General features: G+C 63.8%; 29 protein-coding genes and 2 tRNA genes. 9 read left to right on the plus strand and 22 right to left on the minus strand.

Annotation, left to right across the window (positions count from 1 at the left end; genetic code table 11):
* Nucleotides 1-47: 47 nt before the first annotated feature.
* Genes AUR64_RS03975 through AUR64_RS04000 form a run of 6 tightly spaced genes read right to left on the minus strand, consistent with a single transcriptional unit; the run spans nucleotide 48 to nucleotide 8,220 of the window.
* Nucleotides 48-467, minus strand: coding sequence for a NusA-like transcription termination signal-binding factor (locus AUR64_RS03975; RefSeq protein WP_058580650.1), 420 nt, complete (start codon nucleotides 465-467; stop codon nucleotides 48-50).
* 3 nt (nucleotides 468-470) lie between these two features.
* Entirely contained in the window at nucleotides 471-1,679 is a 1,209-nt protein-coding gene (gene rpoA2 / locus AUR64_RS03980) for a DNA-directed RNA polymerase subunit A'' (protein WP_058580651.1), read from the minus strand.
* The gene (locus AUR64_RS03985) at nucleotides 1,672-4,596 is read right to left on the minus strand and encodes a DNA-directed RNA polymerase subunit A' (protein WP_058580652.1); all 2,925 of its coding nucleotides are present in this window, start codon (nucleotides 4,594-4,596) and stop codon (nucleotides 1,672-1,674) included. The genes rpoA2 and AUR64_RS03985 overlap by 8 nt, the downstream gene beginning before the upstream one ends.
* A gap of 6 nt (nucleotides 4,597-4,602) precedes the next feature.
* On the minus strand, nucleotides 4,603-6,429 hold the full coding sequence (rpoB, locus tag AUR64_RS03990; protein ID WP_058580653.1) for a DNA-directed RNA polymerase subunit B: 1,827 nt from the start codon (nucleotides 6,427-6,429) through the stop codon (nucleotides 4,603-4,605).
* Between the two features lies 1 nt (nucleotide 6,430).
* Nucleotides 6,431-7,996 carry a DNA-directed RNA polymerase subunit B'' gene (locus AUR64_RS03995; RefSeq protein ID WP_058580654.1) on the minus strand — a complete coding sequence of 522 codons (1,566 nt, stop codon included), beginning with the start codon at nucleotides 7,994-7,996 and terminating at the stop codon, nucleotides 6,431-6,433.
* Complete coding sequence (locus tag AUR64_RS04000; protein WP_058580655.1) at nucleotides 7,993-8,220, minus strand: DNA-directed RNA polymerase subunit H; 228 nt, start codon at nucleotides 8,218-8,220, stop codon at nucleotides 7,993-7,995. Before AUR64_RS04000 ends, AUR64_RS03995 begins: the two co-directional genes overlap by 4 nt.
* Nucleotides 8,221-8,475: 255 nt before the next feature.
* Between AUR64_RS04000 and AUR64_RS04005 the strand changes: the two genes are divergently transcribed.
* The 3 genes from AUR64_RS04005 (at nucleotide 8,476) to AUR64_RS04015 (ending at nucleotide 9,233) form a co-directional block, all read left to right on the plus strand.
* A tRNA-Asp gene (locus AUR64_RS04005) sits at nucleotides 8,476-8,548 on the plus strand.
* Nucleotides 8,549-8,647: 99 nt separating this feature from the next.
* Nucleotides 8,648-9,067 carry a group I intron-associated PD-(D/E)XK endonuclease gene (locus AUR64_RS20730; protein WP_071391201.1) on the plus strand — a complete coding sequence of 140 codons (420 nt, stop codon included), beginning with the start codon at nucleotides 8,648-8,650 and terminating at the stop codon, nucleotides 9,065-9,067.
* 93 nt (nucleotides 9,068-9,160) lie between these two features.
* A tRNA-Asp gene (locus AUR64_RS04015) sits at nucleotides 9,161-9,233 on the plus strand.
* A gap of 202 nt (nucleotides 9,234-9,435) precedes the next feature.
* Here the strand turns inward: AUR64_RS04015 and AUR64_RS20395 are convergent.
* Both AUR64_RS20395 and AUR64_RS04020 read right to left on the minus strand, forming a co-directional pair.
* Nucleotides 9,436-9,582 carry a hypothetical protein gene (locus AUR64_RS20395; protein ID WP_155120511.1) on the minus strand — a complete coding sequence of 49 codons (147 nt, stop codon included), beginning with the start codon at nucleotides 9,580-9,582 and terminating at the stop codon, nucleotides 9,436-9,438.
* Nucleotides 9,575-10,810 (minus strand): ATP-binding protein, encoded by a 1,236-nt coding sequence (locus tag AUR64_RS04020; protein ID WP_058580657.1) that lies wholly within the window; start codon nucleotides 10,808-10,810, stop codon nucleotides 9,575-9,577. Before AUR64_RS04020 ends, AUR64_RS20395 begins: the two co-directional genes overlap by 8 nt.
* 76 nt (nucleotides 10,811-10,886) lie before the next feature.
* On the opposite strand from AUR64_RS04020, the gene AUR64_RS04025 reads away from it, so the two are divergent.
* Complete coding sequence (locus AUR64_RS04025; RefSeq protein WP_058580658.1) at nucleotides 10,887-11,375, plus strand: DUF7382 domain-containing protein; 489 nt, start codon at nucleotides 10,887-10,889, stop codon at nucleotides 11,373-11,375.
* Nucleotides 11,376-11,422: 47 nt separating this feature from the next.
* On the opposite strand, the gene AUR64_RS20400 is transcribed toward AUR64_RS04025, so the two are convergent.
* From AUR64_RS20400 to AUR64_RS04045, 4 genes are all read right to left on the minus strand, one after another.
* Complete coding sequence (locus AUR64_RS20400; RefSeq protein WP_058580659.1) at nucleotides 11,423-12,175, minus strand: protein-L-isoaspartate O-methyltransferase family protein; 753 nt, start codon at nucleotides 12,173-12,175, stop codon at nucleotides 11,423-11,425.
* A gap of 21 nt (nucleotides 12,176-12,196) precedes the next feature.
* Nucleotides 12,197-13,138, minus strand: a complete 942-nt coding sequence (locus tag AUR64_RS20405; RefSeq protein WP_058580660.1) for a class I SAM-dependent methyltransferase — start codon at nucleotides 13,136-13,138, stop codon at nucleotides 12,197-12,199.
* A gap of 106 nt (nucleotides 13,139-13,244) precedes the next feature.
* Nucleotides 13,245-13,910 (minus strand): protein-L-isoaspartate(D-aspartate) O-methyltransferase, encoded by a 666-nt coding sequence (locus tag AUR64_RS04040; protein WP_058580661.1) that lies wholly within the window; start codon nucleotides 13,908-13,910, stop codon nucleotides 13,245-13,247.
* A gap of 55 nt (nucleotides 13,911-13,965) precedes the next feature.
* Nucleotides 13,966-14,613, minus strand: coding sequence for an HVO_0476 family zinc finger protein (locus AUR64_RS04045; RefSeq protein ID WP_058580662.1), 648 nt, complete (start codon nucleotides 14,611-14,613; stop codon nucleotides 13,966-13,968).
* A 242-nt stretch (nucleotides 14,614-14,855) separates the two neighbouring features.
* Between AUR64_RS04045 and AUR64_RS04050 the strand changes: the two genes are divergently transcribed.
* Nucleotides 14,856-15,287, plus strand: coding sequence for a DUF7344 domain-containing protein (locus tag AUR64_RS04050; RefSeq protein ID WP_058580663.1), 432 nt, complete (start codon nucleotides 14,856-14,858; stop codon nucleotides 15,285-15,287).
* 66 nt (nucleotides 15,288-15,353) lie between these two features.
* On the opposite strand, the gene AUR64_RS04055 is transcribed toward AUR64_RS04050, so the two are convergent.
* A complete protein-coding gene (locus AUR64_RS04055; protein ID WP_058580664.1) occupies nucleotides 15,354-16,316 on the minus strand; it encodes an aminopeptidase in 963 nt (320 codons plus the stop codon).
* Nucleotides 16,317-16,510: 194 nt separating this feature from the next.
* Here AUR64_RS04055 and AUR64_RS04060 point away from each other — a divergent pair, with 194 nt between their 5' ends.
* Nucleotides 16,511-17,572, plus strand: coding sequence for a type II glyceraldehyde-3-phosphate dehydrogenase (locus AUR64_RS04060; RefSeq protein WP_058580665.1), 1,062 nt, complete (start codon nucleotides 16,511-16,513; stop codon nucleotides 17,570-17,572).
* Between the two features lie 74 nt (nucleotides 17,573-17,646).
* On the opposite strand, the gene AUR64_RS04065 is transcribed toward AUR64_RS04060, so the two are convergent.
* Together AUR64_RS04065 and AUR64_RS04070 are read right to left on the minus strand one after the other, a co-directional pair.
* Nucleotides 17,647-18,138 carry a metallophosphoesterase gene (locus tag AUR64_RS04065; protein WP_058580666.1) on the minus strand — a complete coding sequence of 164 codons (492 nt, stop codon included), beginning with the start codon at nucleotides 18,136-18,138 and terminating at the stop codon, nucleotides 17,647-17,649.
* A gap of 36 nt (nucleotides 18,139-18,174) precedes the next feature.
* A complete protein-coding gene (locus tag AUR64_RS04070) occupies nucleotides 18,175-18,630 on the minus strand; it encodes a hypothetical protein (protein WP_058580667.1) in 456 nt (151 codons plus the stop codon).
* A 138-nt stretch (nucleotides 18,631-18,768) separates the two neighbouring features.
* Here AUR64_RS04070 and AUR64_RS04075 point away from each other — a divergent pair, with 138 nt between their 5' ends.
* A complete protein-coding gene (locus tag AUR64_RS04075) occupies nucleotides 18,769-19,002 on the plus strand; it encodes a hypothetical protein (RefSeq protein ID WP_058580668.1) in 234 nt (77 codons plus the stop codon).
* 1 nt (nucleotide 19,003) lies between these two features.
* Here AUR64_RS04075 and AUR64_RS04080 read toward each other — a convergent pair whose 3' ends face one another.
* The gene (locus AUR64_RS04080; RefSeq protein ID WP_058580669.1) at nucleotides 19,004-20,227 is read right to left on the minus strand and encodes a phosphoglycerate kinase; all 1,224 of its coding nucleotides are present in this window, start codon (nucleotides 20,225-20,227) and stop codon (nucleotides 19,004-19,006) included.
* Nucleotides 20,228-20,352: 125 nt separating this feature from the next.
* Complete coding sequence (gene gap, locus AUR64_RS04085) at nucleotides 20,353-21,402, minus strand: type I glyceraldehyde-3-phosphate dehydrogenase (RefSeq protein WP_058580670.1); 1,050 nt, start codon at nucleotides 21,400-21,402, stop codon at nucleotides 20,353-20,355.
* A 143-nt stretch (nucleotides 21,403-21,545) separates the two neighbouring features.
* Here gap and AUR64_RS04090 point away from each other — a divergent pair, with 143 nt between their 5' ends.
* The gene (locus AUR64_RS04090; RefSeq protein WP_058580671.1) at nucleotides 21,546-21,917 is read left to right on the plus strand and encodes an Hsp20/alpha crystallin family protein; all 372 of its coding nucleotides are present in this window, start codon (nucleotides 21,546-21,548) and stop codon (nucleotides 21,915-21,917) included.
* A gap of 85 nt (nucleotides 21,918-22,002) precedes the next feature.
* On the opposite strand, the gene AUR64_RS04095 is transcribed toward AUR64_RS04090, so the two are convergent.
* Nucleotides 22,003-22,863, minus strand: coding sequence for an ATP-grasp domain-containing protein (locus AUR64_RS04095; RefSeq protein WP_058580672.1), 861 nt, complete (start codon nucleotides 22,861-22,863; stop codon nucleotides 22,003-22,005).
* Between the two features lie 67 nt (nucleotides 22,864-22,930).
* A complete protein-coding gene (locus AUR64_RS04100; RefSeq protein ID WP_058580673.1) occupies nucleotides 22,931-23,461 on the minus strand; it encodes a 50S ribosomal protein L16 in 531 nt (176 codons plus the stop codon).
* A 195-nt stretch (nucleotides 23,462-23,656) separates the two neighbouring features.
* On the opposite strand from AUR64_RS04100, the gene AUR64_RS04105 reads away from it, so the two are divergent.
* Nucleotides 23,657-24,334: a type 1 glutamine amidotransferase gene (locus tag AUR64_RS04105; RefSeq protein WP_082230570.1), complete on the plus strand. Its 678-nt coding sequence runs from the start codon at nucleotides 23,657-23,659 to the stop codon at nucleotides 24,332-24,334.
* Between the two features lie 28 nt (nucleotides 24,335-24,362).
* Here the strand turns inward: AUR64_RS04105 and nucS are convergent, their stop codons facing one another.
* The 3 genes from nucS to AUR64_RS04120 form a co-directional block, all read right to left on the minus strand.
* Nucleotides 24,363-25,226, minus strand: a complete 864-nt coding sequence (gene nucS / locus AUR64_RS04110) for an endonuclease NucS (protein WP_082230571.1) — start codon at nucleotides 25,224-25,226, stop codon at nucleotides 24,363-24,365.
* A gap of 146 nt (nucleotides 25,227-25,372) precedes the next feature.
* A complete protein-coding gene (locus AUR64_RS04115) occupies nucleotides 25,373-25,567 on the minus strand; it encodes a cold-shock protein (RefSeq protein ID WP_058580855.1) in 195 nt (64 codons plus the stop codon).
* Between the two features lie 149 nt (nucleotides 25,568-25,716).
* Entirely contained in the window at nucleotides 25,717-26,232 is a 516-nt protein-coding gene (locus AUR64_RS04120; protein ID WP_240479576.1) for an NUDIX hydrolase, read from the minus strand.
* Between the last annotated feature and the right edge of the window lie 2 nt (nucleotides 26,233-26,234).

Raw genomic sequence — 26,234 nt, forward strand, 5'->3', positions numbered from 1 at the left:
ACGGAAGCAACCTCACCGAGTAGGATGGCGCTACGGCCGCGACGCGTTCACGTCAGTTGGATGTCGTCGATGTCGTAGTGTCGCCGCGCCAATCGCCGCGCCGTCTCGATATTCTGACCGCGCTTGCCGATAGCGACGCCGCGGTCACCGTCGGCTACTTCCACGTAGGCGACCCGGTCGTTCTGGTCGCTGATGGTCACGTGTCGGACCGTCGCCGGTGCCAGCGCGCTGGCGACGAACGCTTCCGGCGTGTCCGCATCCTCGACGAGTTCGACGGTGCGACCGAGTTTGCGTTCGAGTCGCTGCACCGTCTTGCCGCCGGGTCCGATGGCTTTGCCCATCTCGCCCGCGCCGACGAGGACGACGATTCGGTCGTCGTACACCAGACAATCGGTGGCGCTCGCGCCCGTCTCCTCGTCGAACGCGCCGAGATAGCGGCGAGCGTCGTCCGACAGCGTGACACGCATCGGTTAGTCGTCCGAGGGTTGCTCGGTGTTCGCGCTGAACGAACCCATGCGGAGGTCGACGTCGCCGGTGCCGATAGCGACCGGCTTCCCGACGATGACGTTCTCGATGACGCCGTTGAGGTCGTCCTCTTCGCCGTGGATGGCCGCGTCGAGCAGGTGGTTGACCGTGACCTCGAACGCTGCACGCGCGAGCACCGACTCCTTCGACCCCGAGATACCGTGGCGGCCGATGGACTCGATGGTGCCACGGTTCGTCATGATGTCTGCGACGAGCATCAGGTGGCGGACGTTCACGTCGTCGAGGCCCTGTTCTTCGAGCGTCTCCATCGTCTCGTTGATGATGGCTTCGCGGGCGGCTTCGACGCCGAGATTTCGGTGAATCTCGTGGATGTTGTTACACGTCGTCCGCGAGGCGTCGACGCCTTCGATGGCGAGCACGTCGCCGAACGCCGACCCTTCGGTGTAGAGGACGAACTCCTCGCCGTCGTCGGTTTTCTCCTTGCGGATGACGACGCGAGTGACCTCCTCGATGCCTTTGAACACGACGTCGCGGAGTTCTTCGACCAGTTGCAGGAGCCGACGGTAACTCGGCTGGTCGGGGCCGAACTCGATGACCGTTCCGACCTGCTGGGTCGAGACGCCGAGAGCGTCCTCGATGGTCTCGGCTATCTCCTCGGCGACTTCTTCGACGTTCGAGGCGCGGGGCCACCGCTCCATCAGCGTATCGTCGTTGAGGTCGACCTGCACGAGCATGTCGGCGACGTTCGTCGATACGTCACCGAGTGCGAGGATTTTCGAGGCCTCGATGCTCCAGACGACCTCGTGGGCGCGTTCGCGGTCCTCGGCGTACTCGTCTTCGAGGTGGACCGTCATCATCGGCGTGTCCGGCGTCTTCCGCGCGTCCACGAGTTCGATGAGACGCGGCAGTCCCTGCGTCACGTCGATTTCGGCGACGCCCGCGTAGTGGAACGTGTTCATCGTCATCTGCGTTCCCGGTTCACCGATGGACTGCGCGGAGACGGTCCCCACGGGGTCCAGCGGGTCGACACGCGTGTCGAGGTAGCGGACCTCGACGGCGCGAGCGATGTTGTCGGCCTGCTCGACGCTGACGTCGTCTCGGTCTTCGATGGTGCGGTACACCCGGTCTTTGAGGCGTCGCGGGAGTTGGGTGTCCTCGACGACGGCCTCCATGTCGTCTGTAATCTCAGTCATCGGATTCTACCTCCGGCGCTCGCGCGTCGCTGAGTCGCGGTTCGGCGTGTTCGGAGAGATTCGTCGGCGGTTCCTCGCGGCCGAGGAACTGCTGACGAGTCGCCTCGTCGTCGAACTCGGCGTCCATCACGCGGTCGGCGATGCTGTCGACGTCGATGTCGTTGTCCTTCGAGGAGGACACCTTCACCGGCGACGTGCCGTCTTCGCCGAACTCGAACTGAACGATGGTGCCCGAGGTGTCGCGCACCGTGCCGTCGTACTGCGTCTCCAGTTCGGAGAGCGCGTTGATGAGACGACGCTGCAGGTATCCGGATTTGGAGGTCCGGACTGCCGTGTCGACGAGACCCTCGCGGCCACCCATCGCGTGGAAGAAGAACTCCCGCGGCGTCAGGCCGCCACGGTAGGAGTTCTCCACGAACCCGTGGGCTTCCGCGGAGAGGTCGTTCGGTTTGTAGTGGCTGAGCGTACGGTCTTCGTAGCCGCGGTTGATGCGCTCGCCGCGAACTGCCTGCTGGCCGACACAGCCGGCCATCTGCGTGAGGTTCAGCATCGACCCACGCGCGCCCGAGCGCGCCATGATGACTGCGGGGTTGTCGTCGCCGAAGTGGTCGTCGGCGATTTCACCGGCGGAGTCACGCGCTTTGCCGAGCGTCTGCATAATCTTCATCTCCAGCGTCTCGTCGACGGTCCGACCCGGCAGCGATTCGAGTTCGCCCGCGTCGTACGTGTCGATGAGCTCCTCGATGCGCTCGTAGGCGTTCTCGATGGCCTCGTCGACCTGCTCGCCTGCCTCCTCGGGGATGGACTCGTCGTCGATACCGATGGAGAACCCGAAGTGCATGATAGCACGCATCGCCAGCGAGGAAATCTCGTTGACGAAGATGCGTGCACGCGTCTCCGAGTACACTTTGGTGATGGTGTCGACGATTTCCCCGCCGAACGCGCCGACGGCGTCCTCGTCGATGGTGCCACCGAGCAGTTGACCGTCCTCGATGAGAACGTCGTCGCCGGTCGACGAACTGAACTCGAGAGACAGGTCGTCGGGCAGGAGTTCCGAGAAGATGGAGTGGCCGGTCCAGTACGCCTTGCCGTCCTCCTCACCGTCGGGTTCGGGCAGTTCGTCGACACGAGTCGCTCGCAGCAGGTCCAGCGCCTGCGTCTCCGTGAAGTGGGGGTTCTCGTGGGTCAGCAGGTAGGTACCCGAAATGTGGTCCTGAATCGCGCCGATGATGTTCTCACCGAAGCGCGGGCTGAGAATCTGTTCCTGCACGCGCATGAGGACGCGCGCTTCCGCGCGGGCCTCCTCGTTCTGCAGCGCGTGCATGTTCATCTCGTCGCCGTCGAAGTCAGCGTTGTACGGCGGACAGACGACGGTGTTGAGTCGGAACGTCTTGTACGGCATCACGACCACTTCGTGGGCCATGATGGACATCCGGTGCAGCGACGGCTGTCGGTTGAAGATGACGATGTCGCCGTCGACGAGGTGTCGGTTCACTTCCCAACCGAGTTCGACTTTCTCGGCGAGTTCCTCGCAGTTCTTTTCGGTCACCTTCAGCCGTCGGCCGTCGGGGCGCTTGACGTAGTTCGCACCCGGGTGGCTCTCGGGGCCGTTGCGGACGTACTGCTGTGCTTCCTCGATGTTCCGCTCGGTGACGTTCATCGTCTGGGTCATCTCGCTGGCGACGCGGTCCGGAACACCGACCTCGTTCAGAGAGAGCGTCGGGTCCGGCGAGATGACGGTACGCGCCGAGAAGTTGACACGCTTTCCGGAGAGCGAACCGCGGAAGCGACCTTCTTTGCCTTTGAGGCGCTGACTGAGCGTCTTCAGCGGACGGCCCGAGCGGTGTCGTGCCGGCGGCGTACCCGAAATCTCGTTGTCGATGAACGTGGTGACGTGGTACTGCAGCAGTTCCCAGAGGTCCTCGATAATCAACTGCGGCGCACCGGCCTCGCGGTTCTCCATGAACCGCTGGTTGATGCGGATGATGTCGACGAGTTTGTGGGTTAGGTCGTCTTCGGAGCGCTGGCCGTTGTCGAGTGTGATGGACGGACGCGCCGTGACCGGCGGCACCGGCAGTACGGTGAGAATCATCCACTCGGGGCGTGCGCGCTCGGAGTCGATGCCGAGCGTCTCCATGTCGTCGTTCGGGATGTCCTCGAACCAGTCGCGGATGTCCGAGGGCATCAGCTTGTTCATGTCCTCGACGGTGAGGTCGATGGAGAGTGCCTTCTCGATGGCCTTTCGGTCTTCTTTGCGAGGTCTGAACTCGCCGGAGAGAATCTGGTTGACGCGCTGGAGGTCGATGTCGGTTTTCTCCGCGAGTTCCTGCGGAGCCATCCCTTCGCGGTCTTCTTCTTCGTCGGGTTGCATCGCCTCGGCGATGAGTTCGGAGTACTCGCCCGAGAGGACGTCTTGGACCTCGTAGTACGTCGTCGGTTTCTCGTGTTTGATGTCGTGCTGCGGTTCGTTGCAGTGCGGGCAGCGTTTCGCTTTCCGTGCCTGCCGGACCGCGGCCTTCATCACGTCGCTCCAGTCCTCGCTGAGTTCTTCGGCGCGCTGCATGCGCGAGCGGAACTCGGCCTGCTCGTCGTCGGTCAGCGCGAGTCGACCGCACTGGCGACACGTCGAGCGCAGGAGTCGTCGGATGAGCTTCGTGAAGCCGACGTGGATGACGGGCGCGGCCAGTTCGATGTGACCGAAGTGCCCGTTACACGACCCCGAGTGCTGCCCACACGTTCGACACTCCAGACCGGGGTCGATAACGCCCAGTCGCGGGTCCATCAGGCCCATGTCGATGGGGTAGCCGTCGTCGTCGTAGGTGTCCGCAGTGATGACTTTCGTCGCGGACATGTCTCGATACGTCTCCGGGTCCATCAGCCCGAAGCGGATGCCGCCGATTTCTTTCGGTGTTTGCATTGACATTTAAACTGCGTCCTCCAGTTCGAGTTTCGGCCGGATGCCGAGCGCTTTCATCTCGTCGAGGAGGAGTTTGAACGCGTAACTCACCTCGACGCGGTGGATGTTGTCCTCGTCGCCGGTGACGGGGTCGTAGATACGCCGCTGTTCGCGGTCCTCGACTGCGACCATCCCGGTGTCCGCCGAGATGTACACTTCCTCGCGGTCCGAGGAGTCCAGCAGTCGTTCCTTGAGGGCCATCGCCGCGCCGTGGCCGATGAGCACCTCACGCTCCATCTCACCCACACGGAGACCACCCTCGCGGGCGCGACCCTCGGTGGGTTGGCGGGTGAGCACCTGCACGGGGCCGCGCGAGCGGGCGTGCAGTTTGTTGCTCACCATGTGGTACAGCTTGTGGTAGAAGATGACGCCCACGAAAATCTGGGCTTCAATCTTCTCGCCGGTGACACCGGAGTACATGACCTCCTTGCCGGAGGACATGAAGCCGTGGTCTTCGAGCGCGCCACGGAGTTCGTCTTCGTTCTCGCCTTGGAACGCCGTCCCGTCAACGCGCCGGCCTTCGAGTGCGCCGACTTTGCCGCCGAGCATCTCCAGCACGTGGCCGACCGTCATCCGCGACGGGAGCGCGTGCGGGTTGAGAACCAGGTCGGGGACGAGGCCGTCCGCGGTAAAGGGCATGTCCTGTTGTGGTGCGAGGTGGCCCACGACGCCTTTCTGTCCGTGTCGGGACGCGAACTTGTCGCCGAGTTCCGGAATCCGCTCGTCGCGCACCGAGACCTTCGAGAGCTTCGAACCGTCCTCGCCCTCCATCAGCGTCACCGTGTCGACGACGCCGTCTTCGCCCGAACGCATCGTGACGGACGTCTCGCGGCGTTTCTGCGGGCTGAGTCCACCCATATCGTCGGGTTCTTCGAGGAATCGTGGAGGAGAGGTCTTGCCGAGAAGTACGGAGTTCTCGTCGACCACCGTTTCCGGATTGACGAGGCCGTCGTCGTCGAGGTGCGTGTACGCGTCTTCCCCGCGCGCACCGCGCACGTCCTGCGACGGAATCTCGAAGCGGTCTTCCTGACCGCCAGGGTAGCGGCGTTCCTCACCCTCGTAGGTGCGGAAGAAGTGCGACCGAGCCAGCGCGCGGTCGACCGACCCTTTGTTCATGACGAGCGCGTCCTCGATGTTGAACCCCTCGTAGCTCATCACGGCGACGACGAAGTTCTGCGCCGCCGGACGCTCGTCGAAGTTGATTTGTTCAGTTGTCTGCGTCTTCACCATCGCCAACTGCGGGTAGTGCATCAGGTGCTGACGCGTGTCCGGGCGAATCCGGTAGTTCGCCGACGGGATGCCGAGCGACTGCTTCATCATCCCTGCGCCCATCGTAATGCGGGGCGAGGCGTTGTGTTCCGGGTACGGAATCATCCCGGCACCGATACCGAAGATGAGCTGTGGGTCGATTTCGAGGTGGGTGTGGTCGGCGGTGAGTTCGTCCTCGTCGACGCCGACGAAGATGTCCTCTTCCTCTTCGGCGTCGATGAACTCGATGTAGCCGCGGTCGACGAGGTCTTGGAACTCGAGTTCGCCGCTCTCGACGGCCTCTATCTCCTCGTCGCCCAAGAGGGGCTCGCCGTCTTCGACGACGATGAGCGGACGACGGGCACGGCCCGCGTCCGCGTTGATGATGACTTCGCGGGTTCGACCTTTCACCGAGACGTTGACCATCTCGCTGACGTCGCCGCGTCGTCGTGCTTCCCGAATCTGTTCTGCGAGCTGGTGCGGGTCCGGATGGGTCCCGACCAGACTGCCGTTGACGTATACTTTCGCCTCTCGTGCCTGAGCCATGTTAGTCGTCCGCCGTAGTTGGTTCGACGCCTTCGAGTCCGGGCATCCCCTCGACACCCATCGACGCCAGTTCTCGTTTCAGTGCCTGTTCGTCCTCGACGTTCTGGGAGAGCTCCATCGCCTGCGCGAAGTTCTTCACCAGCCCACAGTTCGGTCCCTCGGGAGTCTCGGAGGGGCAGATGCGACCCCACTGGGTCGCGTGCAGGTCACGTGCTTCGAAGTGCGGTTGTGAGCGCGACAGCGGCGAGCGGAGGCGACGCAGGTGGGAGAGAACCCCCATGTAGTCGGTCCGGTCGACCAGCTGTGAGACGCCCGAACGCCCGCCGACCCAGTTCCCCGTTGCGATGGGGTGTTCGAGTCGCTCGGTCAGCACGTCGGAGCGAACGACGGTGTTGACCGTCAGATTCCGGTTCCGCATGTTCGCGCGTTCGAGCTGGTACTTCACGTCACGCGCCAACTTGTTCAGTGCCGTCCGGAACAGGTCTTTCATCAGGTCGCCGGAGACCTTGAGACGCTTGTTCGCGTAGTGGTCTTTGTCGTCGGCTTCGCGGCGCTGGAGTGCGAGTTCGAAACACGCCTCGGCCATCCGGCAGAGGTAGAACGCCTTGTTGATGCGGACTTCCTCCTCCTCGACGCCCTCTTCGTGGAGGTGCGGCAGGAGGTAGCGGTCGATAACGTAGTTGGCGCGTTTCAGCTGGTAGTTTTTGCCTTGGCCGGAGGCGACGCGCTTGCCGAGGGTCTCGATGGCTTCCTCGGTCGTCTGCACGTCGGCTTCCTCCAAGTTCTCCAGCATGAACTTGACAATCTCGGGGTCGTCGGAGACGCGGTGGACGATTTCCTCGTCGGATTCGAGGCCCAGCGCGCGCACGAGCGTCACGAAGTTCACCGAACCCGAGACCGAAGGGAACGAGACTTCGAGCAGGCCGTCGCGGCCGCGCTCACACAGTACGAGCGCACGGTAGCCACGACGCTGCGAGAACGTCTTTGCGACCTGAATCTCGTCGCCGTACTTCGTGTCGTACTCGGCGAGAATCTTGTTCGGCGCGAGGTCCTCCGAGGTCATCAGCACGCGCTCGGAGCCGTTGACGATGAAGTAGCCGCCGGGGTCGACGGGGTCTTCACCGATTTCGACGAGTTCGTCGTGGTCGAAGCCGGAGATGTTGCAGCGTTCGGAGCCGACCATGATGGGCATCCGGCCGACTTTCGTCTCCGTGGAGTCGACGACGACTTCTTCTTCCTCCTCGCCGCCGCGAACGATGGACATCTCCATGAACACGGGCGCCGAGTAGGTGATGTTGCGCAGGCGTGCTTCCTGTGGGTACAACAGTTCCTCGCTGCCGTCGGCCTCCCGCACGCGCGGGGTGACGACACGCACGTCACCGAGTTCGACGTAGACGGGTTCCTCGCCCTCCTTGTCGCCGATGTCGGTGTCGATGGTCTCTTTCTCGTCGACGACTTCCTGCATACCGCGTCCGAGGAAGGCGTTGAACGAACGGAAGTGGTGCTCTGCGAGCCGTTCGTCCGAAAAGTACTGTCGGGAGATGCTGCGTCGGTCTTCTCGATTCATTCGATCACCAGTCGGTATACGACTGCTTGGTCTGTGGTTCGCGAGTCGCGTACGATTCTGACGACGTCACCGGACTCGGCTTCGTCCGGGACCGCCGGGTCTTTGCGTTTGATCTTCGGCAGGTTCGTCCGTTCGACGTTGTACTCCTGCAGCACCTCGTCGACGGCCTCCTCGTCGACGAGCGTGTGCTCCGGGACAAGTTTGTGTTGGCTTACGTCTACCATGGGTGGGGCTTGTGGGAAGAAGCTCTCACGAGATACTACAGCGGCATTGACGACCCACCCATATAACACTTGTCAACCGCGCGGCGCACCGCTATCCGGCCGTGGGAAACTCCACGACGGGGGACCTGCGTTACCCTGCAACTGAACGTGCCTAATTATATGCCTTCCGGCCACGCGGGTCGCGGTATCTCGGCACACGGTGCCTTCGGATGGTAAGTGTTATTTACGACACCGCAAAACGAATGAGTGCAGCAAGCCCGGGTGGTGTAGTGGCCTATCATACGACCCTGTCACGGTCGTGACGCGGGTTCAAATCCCGCCTCGGGCGCTTTCTCTGAACTTCAACCCCTAAGCGAGTCGCTTGTGGCCAACTACGGAAGTCTTCTCGTGTACAGTTACAAACCCGGTCCACGTGAGCTGTTTCTGTATGAACACATCTCGGCGAGGTGATGAAACCGAAGCGATAGTACTTGCTTCCCTGATGAAAGTTGGACTATCGGTTTCGGTCCCATTCGGAGACAGTGACCGCTACGACCTCCTCGTTGACGACTACGAGACTCTCTATCGCGTCCAATGCAAAACTGGAAGCTGGGTAAACGGCTCTATCCGGTTCAATCTCTACAGTTCCACTGTGGAGGAAAGTGGTCGGGTCGATACCGACTACACGCCCGACGAAATCGACGCGTACGCTGTGTACTCCCCGAAAACTGAACACGTCTACTGGGTTCCTATCGGAGACACCGGAAACGGTGAGATGCGACTGCGGGTCGAAGACCCGCACCCCAAAGCGCCGAAGTCCCGAATCAACTGGGCCGAGGAGTATCGACTCACGGAACAGATAATATGAGTCCGGTTCTGCGGGTCGAGACGAGGACACCTGGTCGCAACGGATATCGACACCCATTAATAACCCCGACCAGTACGTTTGGATGCGTTACAGGCCCGGGTGGTGTAGTGGCCCATCATACGACCCTGTCACGGTCGTGACGCGGGTTCAAATCCCGCCTCGGGCGTCATTTTGCCGCGAACAACTCCGACGAGCACCGCGTAGCGTGTGCTCGTACACCCTGAGCGGGAGACGGCCAACGGAAGGGATTCGTGTCAGGGAGCGAAGCGAGCAACGAGCGAAACGACCGTGGTTCAAATCCTGCCTCAGGCGTTATTCTTGGTTCGATTGTTGAGTGAGAGACGTTCGTCGGTCGTACCCAGACCCGCTCACCCGAACACGTACAGAAGCCCACCGACGAGGAAAAACAGCGACAGGAGCAAGAGCAGCGCGACCATCACCGCCAGAAACGGCTTTCCGGTCGCACCGTCGACGAGTCGAGCGAGTATCGAGGGGTTCGCCGAGTCGTCAGCCATGTCTCGACGTTCGGCCTCCGGCGGCCTGTAGCTGTCGATGTTTCGACCCGTGCTCGCGACCAGCTTCGGTGAACTGACTCGCCCGCGGACTCCCCCCACGGTGAGCGGTCTCACGCTCACGGATTCGAACCGCGTGTGCCGACTCGGTCGTGTCGTCGACGACGAGTGCATCGCCGGTCCGCGTCGGCAGCCGCTCGCGTATCGTCCCAGCAAGGTACGTCGGTTGCGCGGCCGTCAGCGCGTCTACGTCGGCCTGCATCGTCAACCGATGGGCGACGAGGAGGTCCGCCTGCGACAGCGCCACGTCGGGCAGTGCGCTCGGGCGCTGCGTCGCAGCGACGAGACTTACACCCGGCGCACGTCCCCGCGTGAGCACCGTCCGTAGCGCATTCGCAGCGACGCCGTCGAAGAACACGTGTGCCTCGTCGACGAACAGCCACGGAACTCGTGTCGAATCCTTCGGCCCCTCCGGACCTTTGGGGTTCGCGCGTGACGCACTCGACACACGGCGCTCGTACAGCCCCCCAGCGACCGCCGCACAAACCGCGTTCGAGGGTGCGTCCGCAACTCCCGAGAGGTCCAACACGGTCACTTCGTCGCCGAGGAAGTCGGCGGCGACGAGTCCATCGGAGTCGAACACGCCCCACGACTCGGCCAGTTCGAGGTGGTTTCGGGCCGACCGTCGGACGTCCTCCGTCGCGTTCGCGTCGGCGACGTGTGTTTGCATCGCCGCGAGCGACGACGACTCGCTCGCTGCTTGCCAGACGAGTGCTCCCACTGGACTCTCGGCGTCCAGACCCACCAGTGTAGGCCACGACGACGCCGGCAACGTATCCGCCGCGACGGTGGGGTTTCTGACGACGGTGGCGGAGATTTCGGCCGCAGACCCTTCGTTGGCCGCCAATCCGGAGAACACGCCCATCGGGTCGACGACGACGGGTGCGACGCCGTGCGCTCGCGCGGCCGCTTCCGCGAGCACACCTAGCGTGTACGACTTACCGCTACCGCGCTTGCCGACGACGAGCGCTGCGTGAGGGCTGTCGAGGTCGATACCGACGGGTGCGGCGTCGCTGCCGTCGCGGGCGCGGTACGTCCCGAGTCTGCCGGTCGGCCGAGGAGTCCGAGATTCGGCGGCGGCGTCTCGGGACTCGTTCTCGGCTTCGCTCTCGTCTCCCGTGTCCTGCCGGTCGCTCCACGAATCCGTCCCTTTGCGTCCGAGTACTTGCACACCATCGGGAAGCCTCGCGTTCGGCTTTCAACCCTCGGACGAGCGTTTATCAGTGAAGACGGAACCAGACCGGCGTATGTTCGACCGATGTAAACGGCAGTTCGGCAGCCTCAGACGACAGTTCGACGGGTTCCGCCGGGACGAACGCGCTATCGAAGGCCTCCCTATTCGCCTCGTCATCGCGCTCGTGGTCGGCGTCGCCAGTCTCAGCGTGATGATGAACATGATAACGGGGATTCAGGGACTGGCGGTCGTCGAGGTGGACGTTCGTCCGTCGCCGGACGTCGTCTCGCCCGGCGAGGAGACGCTGACGCTCACCGCCGTCGACGCGAACGGTGACCCCGTCGCCGACGCGACGGTCGTCGTCAAAAGCGGCACTGCGGGTCTCGAACAGGTCCAGACGGCGACGACCGATACGAACGGCGAAGCAACGGTGAGAATCGACTCCTCGCTCGGCGCGAATCAGGAAGACGGCACGCTCGTCGTGGAAGTCAAGCCACCCGCAGGAAGCGAGTTCGTCGACCGCCGAGCGAACACGAAGATACTGGTGATTCGCGGCGTCTGAGTGGCGGGGTAGCGCGCACCTGTCTCTCTGTCCTCTCCCGTCTCGTCTCAGAGATGCTCGTCCCAGTCGACCCAGTCCTGTTCCCAGCCAGTTCGCGCGTGCCACCCGCTCTCGTTGTACTCGCGGTCCTCGCGCACCGTCCGGTTCCGGGCTAACCCATCGGGTTGCTCGCCGTCGACGAGCATCGGGGCGAACTCCGCCGGGCCGAAGCGTTCGACGACGCCGTCAGGGCCGGCGGCGTCGGGACCGGACTCGACGGCGACGAGCGTCTGCTGTGGCCCGCCCATCGGAAAGACGAGTCTCCCCGACGGCGCGAGTTGGTCGACGAGCGCACGCGGCGGCCGAATCGCGGCGGCTTCGAGGAGAATGCGGTCGAACGGCGCGTACTCGGGGTAGCCGTTCGCGCCGTCGCGGCAGTCGACCAACACGCCCTGGTAGCCGGTCTGAGCGAGGCGCTGGCGGGCGTAGTACACCATCCGACGCGAGATATCTATTGCTTGGACGTTCGACTCGCCGACCAGTTCGGCGGCGACGGCGGCCGTGTAGCCGACGCCCGCGCCGACGACGAGGACGTTGTCGTCCGCCGCCGGGTCGAGCGCGGAGAACAGGCGTGCGACCGTCGACGGTGCGAGAATACGACTGCCGTCTTCGGTCGTGTCCTTGTTCGCGTAGGCGTGGTCGTCGACGTACTCGTGGCGCGGGACGGTCCGCATCGCAACGTCGACTCGCTCGTCCAGTCGCTCGCCGAGCGCCTGTTCGAGGCCGTCGACCATATCCTCGCGCAGTACCGCGGGGTCCATACTCCCCTTGCGGGACGACGACTAATCAACTCCGCGCTTGTACCCCCCGACCGCCTGCCGGTCGGTGCCGGGGACGTCGTCGACGCGAACGTCTTCGAGACCCGCCTCGCTGAACCACGTCCGGAACTGGTCTTCGTCGTACGCGCCGCCGTGGCCGCTGGCCAGTGCCTCCGTCGCCGCTCGAACCGTCGTCGCCGTCGCGGCACGTCCTCGGACTGGTTCGACGAACACGGCCGCGCCACACGGTGAGAGGGCGTCTCTCACCGTCGACAGCAGCGTTCGGTTCTCGGCGACGGTGAGCGCCCGACAGAGGTCGTCGCCGAAGACGAGGTCGTACGACCCGTCGGCGAGCGTCGCCAACGACCGCGTTTCGAGGGTCACGTCCGCGTGTTCGAGCGTCGGAGCGACGTACTCGATAACGTCGTCACCGTCGCACATCGTTACCTCGAAGCCGCGGGCGGCGAACTCGCGGGCGTAGACGCCGGAGCCGCCGGCGACGTTCAGCACACGCTCTGCCTGCGGTGCGATGCGAACCGCGGCAGTGACGCTGGCTCTGACGACGGACTCGTCGGTCGCAGCGTGTGCGCCCAGTCGGTTCACCATCGACCCCGCGGACTGCTCGGGCGGATGTCCGGTCCGCATCGTCTCCGGAAGCGCCACGTAGCTGTCGAGGATGTCGAGTGCGTGCGGCAGGCGTCCGATAGAGCGGACGTCACGTTTGGCGAGAAATCCGAGCGCCCGATTCGTCACCTCGAACTCGTCGCCGACGCGTTCGAGAAACCCGAGGTCGGCGAGTGACTCGACGACCACGCGCGCCGCCTCCGGCGTCACCTCGGTTTCGGCGGCGACGGCGTCGGCCGTCCCGGCCCGACTCGTCAGTGCGTCGAGGACACCCGTCTCGCGGGCCGCCCACAGCAGAAACAGGGTTTCGGTGTCGAACCCCGAACGATGTACGGTCGGCATGGTGGAGAGTAGGGGCCAGCCGAGAAAAATCGGTCGCCCCGAGCGGTGAGGTCGTCGGGAGGCCACAGGGCGGTTGCGGGAACGTCGCGGCCCCTCCACCGTCGCCTCAGTCGCCGCGTCGCATCGGAACGAACCGGACGCCGCCGTGCGTCTCGCGGTCGATGCCGCCGTCTTCGCGTCGCCACGCGCGAACGAGCGTCTGCCGTCCGCGGCCGACCGGTCCGACGAGACATCCCCCCGGGCGAAGTTGTTCGAGGACGTGCACCGGGAGCGAGTCGGGTGCGCAGGTCAGATACGCGCGGTCGTACGGCGCGTGCTCGGCCCATCCCTCGTAGCCGTCGCCAGTACGAACGCGAACGTTGTACCCGTGTTCACTGAGTGTTTCGCGGGCTGAATCGGCCAGATTCGGGTCGTACTCGACGCTGTAGACGCCTCCTTGTTCGCTCCGCTCGTCGTCGTTTTCCGGCAACTGGCCCAGCGCTTCGGCGGTGACCGCGGCGTGGTAGCCGCAGCCAGTACCGATTTCCAGCACCCGGTCACCGGGGTCGAGGGAGAGAAGGTCGGTGACGATGGCGACCATGTGGGGTGCGCTGATGGTCTGGCCGCCGCCGATGGGAAGCGGTCGGTCCCGGTAGGCGCTCTCGTGGTGTTCGGGCGGGACGAAGGCGTGGCGAGGGACGGTTCGGAGCGCCTCGGCGGTCGACTCTCGGTCGATGCGCCCACGCTCGGCGAGTCGGTCGACCATCCGTCTGCGGGCGGTTTCGAAGTCCATTGGTGGAACCTCCGCCGTCGATGTCGGCGCAGATACCGGCGTAGTCGCCGTCAGTTCACCACGCCGACCACGCCGAACTCGTCTCGTCGCGGCCGTAGATGCGTTTGATGTCTTTGGCGAACACCATGTCGCCGTCGCGGTCGAACTTGTCGAACCGGTAGTTCGTCGCGTTCAGGCGGACGTGGATACCCTCGATTTCGAACTCCTCGTCGTTCAGTTCCTCCGTCTCGCCGACGACGAACTCGTAATCGCCGGGCACGCTGAGTTTGAAACTCCGCGTCTCGTCTCGGCGGCCGTCGCCGGGGTGGAGCGTGACGGGAACCTTCACGTTGTCGACGACGCGCGTCCACACCGTCGAGACGTCCTCGGCGGGCGCTTCCTCGACGCGCTGGTCGTCGCCGATATCGAGCGAGGTGATACGGACGAGCATGATGGCCTCGGGCGTGTCGGCGATGAACTCCTCGCCGACCGCCAGCGTCTCCTCGGCGGGAGCGTCGACTTTGGTGCTGAACGACTCGCCGTCTTGGGAGACGATGACGCTCAGTTCGATTTCGCGTTCCTCTTCGATAATCGTCTTGTGCGTGTGACCGCACTCGGTGCATCGGACGGTCGTCTGTCCACCCGGTTTGAGTACCTCGTGGACGGTCTCCGTCCCCGGTGAGCAGGACGGACAGACCACCGCGACGCGTTCGCTTTGGCTCATACGACGGCGTAAACCATCTGGGCGTAAAAGTCCGCGCTTCTCCGGACGACAGACGAAGCCCCTCGAACGGCCGCGACGGGGACCGTGGCCCGCCTTGACGCACGGATTCACACGATTAACCAACGACAGTACTAACCGTGTCGACGTGGTTGGTCAACTGTGGCACACGAACCGCTGTAGGGACGGTCGACGACCGGTGATACGCTCGACCGAGACCGTCCTGTGGACTGGGGGAACACAAGATGGACGACGACTCATTCGACAGTCAGACGACGGGGGGTAACGGGGAGACCGACGAACCGGAGGCGTTTCCCGACGCCGTTCGGGTCGAAGACACCGAGGCGTTTCCACTCGACGCGGTGTTTCAAGTGCTCAACGACCCGCGCCGACGGTACGTGCTGTACCACATCGAGTCGTGTCGCTATCCGGCGACGCTCTCGGAGGTCGCAGAGCAGGTCGCCGCCTGGGAGTACAAACGTGACCCCGAGCGGATTCCCAACGAGGCAGTCGAGCAGGTTCGCGCCGATTTGCATCACTCACATCTTCCGAAGCTATCGGACGCCGGAATCGTCGAGTACGACGCCGATGCGAACGTCGTGACGATGGCTGAGTGTACCCGACCGCTCGACGAGTTCGTGGAGTTTACTCGCCAGTACGAACAGTATCAGAAGTAGCGTACAAGCAGTACCAGAAGTAGCGCCCGAACAGCGTCCCCACGAAGGGCGTTCGTCTTCGGTCGCTTATCGAGGAAGCTCGACTTCCGCGCCGTCCGCGTACACGGTCGGGTCACGGATAATCCCGTCAAGATGGAGCGGTGCGACGGTGTCGCCGCCGATACCCGCGTCGTCGCCGATAGCGATGTGGACCGTTCCGGCCGCCTTCTCGTCCAAGAGGACCGACCCGACCAACTCGTCGACGCCGACGTTCGTGCCGATGCCCAGTTCCGCAAGGTTGTACGCGTCTCGACCGACTTCCTCGGCTCCCGTCTCGACCTGTTCTCGCACGTCGTCGTCGGAAATCTCGGTGACGAAGCCGTCTTCGACCTCGAACCGGAGTTCCTGTCCCTCGTCGAGGAGGCCGTACGGCATCATCGTCCCGTCGACGACGTAGGTACCGTCGACGGTTTCGGGGCTGACGAACACCTCGCCCGCGGGGAGGTTCGAGAACTGCCCCTCGTCGTGGACCATCCCGGTGTCCGAGAGCCACTCGCGGTCACCGGGGACGAACGTGATGTCGGTTCCCTTCTCGGTAGTCACGCGAACCTCGTCGGCGTCGACGACCTGTTCGAGAACCGTGAGGCTGTGGCGCGCGATGGCCTCGTAGTCGGCGTCGAGGCCGGCGAGCATCACTTCCTCGGTGATTCCGGGCATCGTTGCGCCGCGAGCGCCGGCGTCGCACGCCTCGCTGCGTGCGCGAGTGTGACTCAGACTCTTCGTCGTCGGCGCAACGAACACGTCGGCGTCGCGCATCGCCGCCGCGACGGGGGCCGGCGGTTCCGCACCGTGTTGTGGTCCCGGTGGGTAGCGAACGATAACGGCGTCGTCGGAAATCTCGCTGGCTACCTCGTACAGCGCCTCGCCGATAGGCGCGCGTTTGTCGTCGGTGACGACCGCACAGGACTCGTCGGACTGGAGGTTCAGACACTGTTCGAGTGCCGTCTCCGCGGCGGCGCGGAGCGCGTCGTCGGTGTCGTGGTCTGTCATACCCGAGAGGCCGTCCGGCGACGGGTTAGGCTTTGTCACATCGGTCGCTCCGACGCCGAGTAATATTCTCACTGAGTTGTCGAAATATCCGCGCAGAGTGTCCACGAAACCGAAACATGGTTACTCGCCACGGAGTTAATTTCTAAGCGTTAAGCTCCGAAATAACTATGTCCTTCCCGGTAGCAGGTCCGAACATGCTCAAGGTGGGCGTCAATGGCTACGGAACAATCGGCAAACGCGTCGCGGACGCGGTCTGCGCGCAACCCGACATGGAACTCGTCGGGGTCGCAAAGACGCGGCCGAACTTCGAAGCCGAGACGGCAGTCCGAAACGGTTACTCCCTCTACGCCGCGCTTCCAGAGCGCGTCGACCAGTTCGACGACGCGGGCGTTCCCCTCGCAGGCGTCGTCGACGACTTGGTCGCCGAAAGCGACGTGGTCGTCGACACCACTCCCTCCGGAATCGGCGCACAGAACCGCGAGTTGTACGAACGCCACGACACGCCGGCCATCTTCCAAGGCGGCGAAGACGCCGACATCGCGGACGTGAGCTTCAACGCGCGCGCCAACTACGACGAAGCGACCGGTGCGCAGTTCGTCCGCACCGTCTCCTGTAACACCACCGGCCTCTCACGACTGCTCGCACCGCTCGACGAGACGTACGGCGTGAAGAAGGCGCGCGTGACGCTCGTCCGCCGTGGCGGCGACCCGGGACAGACCGGTCGTGGCCCGATTAACGACATCCTACCGGACCCCGTCACGCTGCCGTCGCACCACGGCCCCGACGTTCAGACTATCTTCCCCGAGTTGAACATCGATACGCTCGGGCTGAAGGTTCCCGCGACGCTGATGCACACCCACAGCGTCAACGTCACGCTCGAATCGACGCCGGCGGCCGAGGAGGTCCGCGACCTGCTCGCCGGCGAGTCACGACTGTTCTTCGTGCCCAAACACGCCGGTATCGACGGCGCGGGGAAACTCAAGGAGTTCGCCATGGACGCCGGCCGTCCACGCGGTGACCTCTGGGAGAACTGCATCTGGGAGGAGTCCATCGCCGTCCAAGACGACGACCTCTACCTGTTCCAAGCGATTCACCAGGAGAGCGACGTGATTCCCGAGAACATCGACGCCGTCCGCGCCATCACCGGCAGTGCGAGCAAAGAAGAGAGCATCGCGCTGACGAACGAGTCGCTCGGTGTCGGCCTCGACAGCGTCTTCGCAGGTCAGAACCAGCCGTTCGTCGCCGCCGACGATTAACTGCGCGTTCGAACTCCCGTTTCCGCGCACCCGACCGCCTGCGCGCCGCGGACGCAGCGAACAGACGCCCCCTTTTACGCAACCTCGTACGACGACACCTCACCGGTTTCCGTGTCGAGAACGGCGACGTGGAACCTGTCGTCCGCACCCAGAATCGGTAGACCGCCGGGGTTGACCCGGACCGTCTCGCCGCGTTGTTCGATTTCTCGCTGATGGGTGTGGCCGTGGAAGACGTAGTCGTAGTTTCCTGAGTCGACGAGTGCGTCCACGAGCGTCCCGCTCGTTCCGTGGTAGACGGCTATCTCGCACCCGTCGAACGTGAGTTCGCCCGCCTCGCCGAGGTAGGTTCCGAACGAGTCGACGGCCGACTGCAGGTTCCACTCGCCGTCGTTGTTGCCGCGGACGGCGTAGAACTCGAACTCCGAATCGAACGGCGTCGCCGAGAACGGCGCGACGACGTCGCCGCAGTGGACGACGGCGTCGACGGATTCCGACTCGAAGTGGTCGACGGCGGCTTGCACACAGTCGAGGTTGTCGTGGGTGTCTGAGACGATTCCGACGAGCATAGCGACGGTTCGGGCGTGAGAGATAAAATCGTGGTGTCAGTCGAAATCGAAGTCGACGAACGGGAGACGGTCTTCGAGTCCGGCGAGAATGGTGAAGCCGGCAACGACGAACAGAACTGCGCCGACATACGCGACGAGCGGGTACGGATCGAGTCCGACCCGTTCTATCGGCTCGCTGAATAGGTTGATTCCTAAGAGTCGAAGCGAACTGAACGCCCAAACACCGGTTGCGAGTGCAAGCGACCCGGCGAGTCGCCGATTATCCGGGCCGAGGCTCTCGCTTCGATTCGGATACGAGTTTTCGTGGCGGTACTCCCAGTAGAGAAACAGGAACGGCAAGGCTCCGAACACGAACAGCATCGACGACGTGACGACTGCTGTGAACAGGTCGTCGCGGTGTATCCAGAACACGAACGCGCCGACGAGAAGGACCCAGCCTCCGAAGAAGGCGAACCGAAGATACAGTCCTCTGGGACTTTGCTCGGTTGTCATAGCCACGTGACAGTTAGTTGGATAGAACGATAGCAGTTCCGGCCAATCCACCCATCCAGAACCGCCTTCGAGCGAGTTCCTCTCCGGCGACGAACTTTGGACCGAAGCAGTTAGCTGTCACCTCTCCAAAACCAGCCCGTGAACACCGACGCCCTCACCAGAATCGGCATCGGCCTCGTCGTCCTCGTGTGGCCGCTCTACCGCGTGTTCAACTATCTCAGCTACGCGCAGTCGGCGAACCTCCTCGATGGCGCGAACAGCGCACTCTGGTGGGGTCCGGCCGACACCATCACCGTCGTCCTCTTCTTGCCACTCGGTCTCTATCTCGTCGGCACCGGTCTGCGGGCGACGACGCGGCACCGCGCCGACTGAGTTAGTTCTCCTTCGCTTGCTGTTCGAGCACTTCGACCACCGGGAGCGGTTCGCCTGTCAGCGCGCGGATGTACGCCCCGCCGGCGATGGAGACGTGTGAGAAGTCGTCCTCGTCTAGGCCGTACATCTCGATGGCGCGGGAGGTGTCGCCGCCGCCGACGACCGAAAAGCAGTCGGTCTCCGCGATGGCTTCGAGAACGCCCACGGTACCGTCGGCGAAACGCTCGTCTTCGAACATGCCGAGTGCGCCCTTGACGAACACCGCCTCGGACTCGTGGACGGTCGGGGCGTACCCCTCCACCGTCTCGGTGCCGACGTCGAGGTAGCCCGTCTCTTTCTCGTCGATACGCTCCACCGAAACCTCGGCGCGGTCACCGTCGTCGTTTTCGTATGCCAAATCGACCGGGAGGCGAACCTGGTCGGCTCTCCGGTCGAGTACGTCCTCGATGACGTCTTGGTTGTTCTCCCACTGCTCGTCGAAGAGGTCCATGTCGCCGACGTCGGTGCCGACCGGATAGCCCTCCGCGCGGAGGAACAACTCGCCGGCGATACCGCCGACGAGGAACTGGTCGACCTTCTCGCCGATAGCGTCCATCACGCCGATGACGTCGGTCGCTTTCGTCCCGCCGACGACCATCGTCACCTGTCCGTCGAACTCGCGGGTGGCGATGCTGGAGTTCGCCTCGTACTCGGTCTCCATCACGCGCCCCGCGTAGGCGGGCAGCACCAGCGGGAAGCCGACGAGCGAGGCGTGTCTGCGGTGTGCCGCCGAGTACGCGTCGTTGACGTAGGCGTCGAACTTCGGGGCGAGCGTCTGGACGAACTCGGTCTCGGATTTCTCCACCGGTGACTCCTCGGGCAGTTCGTCGTCGACCATCCGGACGTTTTCGAGCAAGAGGATTTCACCGGGTTCGAGCGCGTCGATGGCCGCCATCGCCTCGTCACCGTAGGTGTCGGCGACGAACTGTACGTCCGTTCCGACGTGTCCTGCGAGGATATCGGCGTGCTGTTCCAGCGAGACGAAGTCGTCGTCGCCGGGGCGGCCTTGGTGGGCCATCAGGACGACGCGGTGGTTGTGGTCGACGAGTTCCGACACGGTGCTCGCGTGGCGCTCGAAGCGGCGGTTGTCCTGTACCTCGCCGTCTTCGACCGGCGAGTTCAAATCGAGGCGGACGAGGACTCGCTGTTCGGCGTCGAGGTCGTCGAGCGTGTTGAACGAAGCCATCTCCTCTACACAGTCGCGCGACTGCTACTTAGTCGTGGGCGAATCAGCCACTCACACGGACCCGACGGTGGTGGCTCGTCGGTTCGGCAACGCAGAAAAACGGGGACTCAGCTGTGAGTCGGGGTTTACTCGTCGGTGATGTAGCGCGCGACGTCGAGCATCCGGTTCGAGAAGCCGTACTCGTTGTCGTACCACGTCAGAATCTTGGCGAGACCGCCGTTCTCCAGTACGTTCGTCGAGTTCAGGTCGACCGTCGAGGAGAACGGTAGCCCGAGGATGTCCGTGGAGACGACTTCGTCGTCGGTGTAGCCGAGCACGCCCGCCAGTTCGTTGTCGGCGGCGTTCCGGAACGCCTCGTTGATTTCGTCGGCGTCGGGGTCACCCTGCAGGTCGACGACGAGTTCGGTGATGGAGCCGTTCGGCACAGGCACGCGAATCGCCATCCCGTCGAGTTTGCCGTCGAGTTCGGGCAGAATCTCGGTCGTCGCCTTCGCCGCACCCGTCGTGGTCGGGATGATATTTTCGGCGGCGGCGCGCCCGCGGCGCGTCTTGCCCTTCGGCGCGTCGATGAGGCTTTGGGAACCGGTGTAGGCGTGGACCGTCGTCATCAGCCCGGAGTTGATGCCGAACTCGTCGTTGAGCACCTTGGCCACTGGCGTGATGCTGTTGGTCGTACAGGAGGCGTTCGACACCACGTCCTCGCCGTCGTACTCGTCGTGGTTGACGCCGTACACCAACTGCTTGACCGGCTTGTCACCCTTCGGCGGCGCGGAGATGACGACCTTGTCCGCGCCCGCTTCGACGTGGTCGTGGGCGTCGTCGTACGTGCGGAAGATACCCGTACACTCGAAGGCGACGTCGACGTCGAGGTCGTCCCACGGCAGTTCGGCGGGACTCTGGACGTTGAGAACCTCTGCGGAGGTCCCCTCGATGCTCAGGTGGCCGTCCTCCAGCGTCACGCCGTCGAGTCGACCCATGACGGTGTCGTACTTGCCGAGATACCGCATGTCCTCGCCGTCCATCACGTCGTTGATGGCGACGAGTTCGATTCGGGGGTCGTCCATCACCGCGCGGAACACGTTCCGCCCGATACGTCCGAAGCCGTTAAGCGCGATGCGCACGACTTCCGACTCGTCGACTTCTTCGCCGGCCGCTAGGTACGATTTTTCACTCATAGCTGAGTTAGTGCCTGAATAGTATTTAAATCCCGCCTCGTATAGTGGTTTTGGAACGTCTCATTCCGCCGAATCAATCGGGATAAACTCACAAAAACGAAACCGACAGAAGGCTTTTGAGCGAATACGACTTAGCGTGCCGCATGAAGCGAGACGACCGTGACGACCCCTTCGGCGACATTTTCGGCGAAATCGAACGCATGATGAACGAGATGACCGGCGGGTTCGACGACCGAACCGGCTTTGCGAGCGAAACGCACGTCGACGTTATCGACGAGGGTAACCGGATTCGCGTCGTCGCCGACCTCCCCGGCGTCGACAAAGACGATATCGACCTGAAGTGCGACGGCGAACGGCTCACTATCAGCGCCGCGAGCGACCGCCGCGAGTACGACGAGCGCATCCAACTGCCCGCCCGCGTCGACGAACACTCCGCGAGCGCGACGTTCAAAAACGGCGTCCTCCAAGTGACGCTCGACCGCGTCGAGGACTCCGCCGAAATCGACGTCGAGTAGCGACGCCGCGCCGACATCGTCGTCACTCCCTCCACGTTTCGTCCCACACACCGCCAGCGACCGCTCTCGAACCCTCGGGCTCTTCTCACTCGACCTGTCGCTTCACGAGCGCCGCCAGTCGGTCGTAGAAGCCCGAGTCGTACTTCGCGTCGTCGTCGATAGTCGGCCGCGCGTTCGTCTCGCCGACCACCAGCCGATTTTCGGTTTCGAGCAGGTCGACGCCGAGATACGGAATTTCCAGCACCTCGGCCACGTTCTCGGCGAGACGGCGGTGTCGGTCGGGGAGTTCGACGCCCGTCGCTACCGCCCCGCGGTGGACGTTGTGTTTCCACCGGCCGTCCTCTCGTGCCTCGGTCGACAACCGGCGTTCGACGCCGCCGACGCACTCGCCGTCGACGACCATCGCTCGGTAGTCGCGCGCGTCGGGCAGAAACTCTTGGAGCAAGTAGGACTTGTCACCCGTCGCGTTGTAGTCGTGGACGAGACGAAGGTAGTCGGCCACCCCGGACAAGGAGTCGGGGTCGTCGACGCGGACGATTCCCGTCCCGCGAGTCGTCGAGTTCGGTTTGACGACCAGTGGACCGTCGAAGGATTCGGCGGCCGCGAGGAGTTCGTCGTCGTCGACGGGGTTCGACACCATCGTCGTCTCCGGCACAGGGAGGTTCGCCCGCGAGAGCGCCGAAATGACGCCGGCTTTGTTCCGCGAGGTAAGAACCGCTTCACGGTCGTTCACCCACGGAAGGTCGTGGAGCGCGTCGAGTGCCCCGCCTTCCATGAGTCGCGTCGGGTAGACGAACCCCACGTCGAACGTCTCCGTCGGTGACTCGGTGAGTCGTATCGTGCGCCCCTTCGCGGGGAGGTGACGGACGTCGATGTCGCGGGACGACAGCGGGTCGCGCATCCGCTCGAACGTCTCGGAACTGGTCGTCACCGCGAGTCGGAGCATGCGCTACGGGTTCGCTGGAGGAGGGAAAAGCGTGTGTGTCCGCCGTCGGACAGTGCCGTCGCGTCGATTACGCGACGAGTTCTTCTTCGCCGCGTTCGACGACGATGCGGCACGGCGGCGACATCTTGTTGTACGCGCGGCGGAAGGCGTCTTTGACGATTTCTGCGTCCTCGGGGTTGCAGTAAGCCGTGAAGACGGCGTCGTTGCGCTGGACGCGCGCGGCGGTGCCGACCGGCTTCCCGAACGCCTGACGCATTCCGTCGGAGACACGGTCCGCACCCGCACCGGTCGCCTGCTTGTTCTCGCGCAGGACGTGGTGGGGGAACTTGCGGAGCACCATCTTGTAGTTCGGCTGGCCGACGTGCTTCAGGAGCAGGCGGTTCGCCGACAGGCGCGCGGATTCGAGCGAGCCGTGTCGAATCTGGCACTCCTCTTCGACGCGGAGGCTAATCTGAACCGGGTAGTCCTCCGGACCCGTCTGCAGGTTACCCATGTTGTGCTGTGCAATCTTCGAGCCAGGAATCCCCGTGATGTACTCTCGCCGAGTGTACGGCTTTTTGGAGATCTCCCGGTACATTGAGGCCGGTTTGTCTGCCATAGTTACTTGCGCTGAACAAGGCCAACGCCGTGAATAAAGCCTTCGATGCGTCTTCTCCCCGATTTGCCAGTCGTTGCCACGGCTGTGGCCCTTCCGGCACACTCGTACTCGCCAGTTCCGTCGGCGGTACCGCTCGGATTCCTCCCTCGTTCGGTCTGCAGTACCGTTATCACTCCGCGCGTCCGACTGCGACCGATGATTCTGGTTCTGGCAAACGAAGTGAATCCCAAAGCGAACTACTTCGTTCACGAACTCGCCAGCTACTTTCCGGACGCCGTCGTCCACGACTACGCCCGCGACGGCGGCCCACGAACCGTCGCGGCACTGGACGATATCGAAAGCGTCGACGACGTGTCGACCGTCGACGGCGTCGTTCTCTCGGGCAGCACCGCGGGCGTCTACGAGTCCGACGCCTACCCGTGGATGGACGACCAGCGAACGCTGGTTCGTGACCTACTAAACGAGAACGTGCCGACGCTCGGCGTCTGTTTCGGCCACCAACTCGTCAACGACGCGCTCGGCGGCACTGTCGAGCATCGTGGACTGAAAGCGACACTCGTTTCGCTGGACCTCGCAGACGACCCGCTGTTTTCGGGCGTAGACGAGACCGTTCCGATGGTCCACGGTGACGTGGTCGTCGACGCCGGAACGGGGATGGAACCGATAGCTAGCGCCGACTACTATCCGCTCGTTGCGACGCGACACGAGAACGCGCCGCTGTGGACGACGCAGTTCCATCCGGAGTTCACGAGCGCGCTCCACGGACGAGTTCGACGCGACTTCGGCTGGACCGACTCCGAACGAACGTTCGACGAGGTGACGGCCGCACGCGTGTTCGAGAACTTCCGGCGACTCGCGGGCGACTCGGTGTAAGCTCTGGGCATCGTATCGCTCCCGTCATCTACTCCTCGCTTTTCTCCGGTGGCCGCCCCGTCGTCGGGTCCAGTGCGACGAACTCCAAGCCGTGTTGGTCGAGAAGCGCCGCCGCACGGTCTGTAACCGACGGCGCGACCAGAATCCCGCGAACCGTCGCACCGTCACCGAACTCCTCGCGGAGTGCAGCGACGTACCGCTGTAACTGCCCTGCCGCCGAGGGACCGACCCGCCGCCGTTTCAACTCTACCGCGACGGCGACGCCCTCGTCGTCTTCTCCATATATGTCGATTGGCCCGGCGCTCGTCTCGCGCTCTGTCGCCAGCGGGAGAAAGCCGGACTCGACGAGTTCGGGGTCGTCGAGGATGTGCTGTCGAAGGTCCTCCTCGCTGCCCTGCAAGTCGAGGTCTCGCCCTCCCGTGACCGACAGCGCCGAGAACTGGTGAACCGCCTCGAAGCGAACGTCGAGCGTCTCCGCGGGAGTCGTGCGCTCGCTGCGAATCCGGAACTGACCGTCCCGGACCGCGGCGTGGTGTTCGCTGCCCGGCGGTTGCCAGTTGACGGGTGTTCGTTTCTCGTCGGTGTGGACGAGCGCCGCGCCGTCGGGCTTGAGAATCACGAGTCGGTTGCCCAACCCGAGCGTGCTCGCGGCGCGGCCGTCGTACTCGACGGTGCAGCGGCCGAACAGCGTTATCATGTCACCGCGCTCGAACGCGTCTTCGGTCTGCCAGAGCACTTCGCGGTGCGTCGGACGAGACAGCGTCACCGCGTCCGTTCGGAGACCTGTCTCGGCACCGGCGATGTTCTCGTCGTCTTCGGCATCGTGGTCGGAGTCGCCATCGTCACCGCTCTCGACTTCTTCGACTTCCCCGACCCGCTCGTCGTCCGTCATTCGTGGTTTTCGAACCTTCGGGTGGTAACGACAAAAGCGACTCGCGTCCGGGCGGTTGCGATGGAGGCAATGATGTAGCCGTCGCTCGCCGGGAGAGTCCAATAAAAGGGTGTTCGAGAGTAATCGCGTTCTGAAAAGAACGGCGTTTACAGTCGGGTGACGTTCGTCGCGCGCGGACCTTTCGGGGCCTGCTCGATGTCGAACTCGACTTCCTGACCCTCTTCGAGGTCCGGGCCGCCGACGTCTTCCATGTGGAAGAACACGTCGTCGTCTGCGTCTTCAGTTTTGATGAATCCGTAACCGCCAGTGTCGTTGAAAAAGTCAACCGTACCAGTTGCCATTACTTTTGAGAGGAGTCCGTCGGTACTCATAACCCTTCCGAGTCTTCGGTGTTAGTTGAATCGAACAACCCGGCGAGAGCGGCGCTCGGCGGTGAACTCGTGCACCCCGCTCTCGAATCTCCTTCTCCGGTCGTTCTCCTCGAAGCACGCTACAGATACCGTTCGAGCAGGTCGCCGTCGTGGAGTCGCTCCGGAAGCGTCTCGAACCAGCGCGCCGCAGTTATCTCGTCCGCCGAGACGCCCAACTGCTCTGTACTCGGTATCTCTCCTTCTGCACGCGCCGCGTAGACGACGTACTCGGCCGAAAATGCAGCCTCACCGGCTTCGTTCTCGTAGCTCTGGTCGACGACGACGACCACGTTTTCGATGGTCGCCTCCAACCCGGTCTCCTCCCGTACTTCACGCTGGGCGGCCGCTACCGGGCGCTCGCCGGGTTCGACAGCGCCGCCGGGGAGAATCCAGCCACGGGACCACCGATTCTGTACCAAGGCGGTTCGTCCCTCGGAGTCCCGCACCCGCGCCGCGGCAGTGCGTGCGGTTCCGTTCTCGGCCCACTCGCGGAACGACGCCAGTCGCTCCTCGGAGAGTCGTATCGTCTGTCGCTCGCGGGGGGCGTCTGGAGCGAATCGGTCGGGCATCTCGGGTATCTCAGGCACCTCGGTCATTT

Source organism: Haloprofundus marisrubri, assembly GCF_001469955.1.
GTDB classification, from domain to species: domain Archaea; phylum Halobacteriota; class Halobacteria; order Halobacteriales; family Haloferacaceae; genus Haloprofundus; species Haloprofundus marisrubri.